The sequence below is a fragment of the Bathymodiolus platifrons methanotrophic gill symbiont genome (assembly GCF_002189065.1).
Classification (GTDB): Bacteria; Pseudomonadota; Gammaproteobacteria; order Methylococcales; family Methylomonadaceae; genus Methyloprofundus.
In genome coordinates, this window is record NZ_BDMN01000128.1 from 1 (window position 1) to 2,196 (window position 2,196).

Here is a 2,196-nt window from a genome sequence, read left to right on the forward strand (position 1 = left end):
GGGTTTGTGCGTAGTTGAGACGGACGCAGGGCGACCAGGGCATCTCCCATTCGCTGCGTAGGCGAATGAATGTTGGTGACAGGAGTCCCAGAATGTTGTGAGGTAGCATGGCGCGCCTGTTGGATTAACAAGTTTACCCGTGCGTGCTCGTTACTCGTTTCACCATCGACAATTTTCAAACTTTCGTTATGTCCTACTCTGGATAATCCAACGCTAGCCGACTTAACCCCTATATTCTGCAGTACGCCATGCCTCTGAAATGCTCCACCATGATGCTCTATCACTGTGTATGTAATACTTTCAGGTTTGTTTTCAGGTTTTAGGTTTACAGCAATTCGGTTAAAACCGGATGTGTCCGTGGTTGCCGGAAGTTCGATACTGGGGTCAAACATGAATTTATAACACGCATTTTGTCCAGGTGCTATCTTGCAACTTGCAGTGCCGTTGTTAGGAGTCCTGTTATCAATGTCATTTATGGGACGCGCCACACAAGCTGTTCCATTCATTGCGATGAATACAACGGTCATTTGTACTATCTTGATTATGACGTTCATGCTCTAACCTCCTGCGTAACAATTTAATTGATTGGAGAGCAATGTATGATAAGAAGGATATCACACATTAGTTTAATCTGCCCTTTTGCACGTAACCAGCTTCTTAAGCCAAGTTTCTGGCTGCCCACCTTCAAGTAACAAAATACTATATATTCAAAGACTTGTATTTTGTTACTTAGACGATATAAACCACGAAAGACACGAAGAACACGAAAGAAAGACTAATAAAACTGCTGACTTGTCCCCAAGCTTCGCTTGGGAATACATGGGGCAGCAGCTCTGTTGTGAGAAGTTTTGGTAAGCAGAGAGCTTACTTGTCATGCATTCCCAAACGGAGTTTGGGAATGCAAATTTCGTGTCTTTCGTGGTTAATTTTTCTTGTAATCAGCATCTTAAGCCAAGTTTCTGGCTGCCCACCTTCAAATAATAAAATACAATATATTCAAAGACTTTATTTTTGTTACTTAGAAGACTTTATTCTTTCCTTAAATCGAAATTTTCACTTTATCAATGATTGCTTCCCAACTCAACTGCGGTCAGATTAAAAACTACCGAAAAACGTTACGTGTCGATGTCACGCTTCACCAGAATTAACTCGTTTAGGGTTCCACCCCATCTGTTTATAAAAATAATATCGATAAAACCCCAACCACTCATGAATGGCAAAGTCCGTTACTGCAAAGTTATACCATAAGGGAACCATTGACAACTTTGCTTCCATATAATCCGCTCTAACCGGAATAGTATTTACGCCGAAATGAAAGAAATACAACTCACTTCTTTGAAGATGCAGCCCTGATGTCACCAGAACAATATTATCGTATGATTTCGTTTTAATTATATCACTTGTAAACTGGGCATTTTGCCAGGTATTCATACTCCTAGACTCTTCTATTACGTCTTTTTCTATAATACCCAGATCTAACAAATAGCTTTTATAAACTTCGGCTTCGGATTCACCAGTTTTAGAAGCATCGCCACCGCGATGCAATAACTTTGCACTCAGTAGAGCTCTGTACACAGTTTTTATATAGACGAACTGTTTCTGAGATTCTTGCGTAAGAAAACAAAGACGGCTCTATTCCACTTTGAAGTTTCTGCGTACCAGCACCTAAAAGCACTATTACATTATTAGTTAACCAGCTAACTTTTGTTCTATCTTCGTAACTATCTTGCAGCTTATCCAACAAATATCTGGGAGCTATTCCGACACCTATTAAAACCACTATCAAAACCATCAGTGTTCCCCTATCTGATTCACCCTCGGAACTAATTTAGCAACAAGCGCATTGATAAAGCTACTCAGCGACTTTCCTGTCATTATTGCGTTTTGAACAGCCCGAATAGTATATGAGCTTATACGTGCGATTCTTTCATTAAAAAATAATGGATTCACAAATCCTCCCCTTTTTTTAGCTGCTTGCTGCCTTTTCTCAAGATCTTCGGTGTACTTTTTATCAGAAGGGTGAATCAACTCTGGATCTTGTATTTTAGAAAGCTCTTCGACCGTGCGTAATAAGTTGTAGCTCATTGCTGTCAGCCGCATCTGGTTCTTGAGTGAGTTATTATCAGAAGACCATGCTTTTGTTTCTTTCAAATTACTTTTACTGTTATTGAATGCTTTCTCAATCGTCCAGCGCTT

3 protein-coding genes are annotated in these 2,196 nt (G+C 40.0%); all 3 read right to left on the reverse strand.

The genetic code is table 11. From position 1 onward, the window contains the following. Positions 1–554, reverse strand: a 554-nt coding sequence (locus CDZ78_RS07985) for a hypothetical protein (RefSeq protein WP_140413932.1), incomplete at its 3' end; no start/stop codon positions are given. Between the two features lie 574 nt (positions 555–1,128). Then, entirely contained in the window at positions 1,129–1,575 is a 447-nt protein-coding gene (locus CDZ78_RS07990) for a YdcF family protein (RefSeq protein WP_167374216.1), read from the reverse strand. A gap of 216 nt (positions 1,576–1,791) precedes the next feature. Continuing rightward, positions 1,792–2,196: hypothetical protein (locus CDZ78_RS07995; RefSeq protein WP_211200761.1), on the reverse strand; the 405-nt coding region annotated here is incomplete at its 5' end.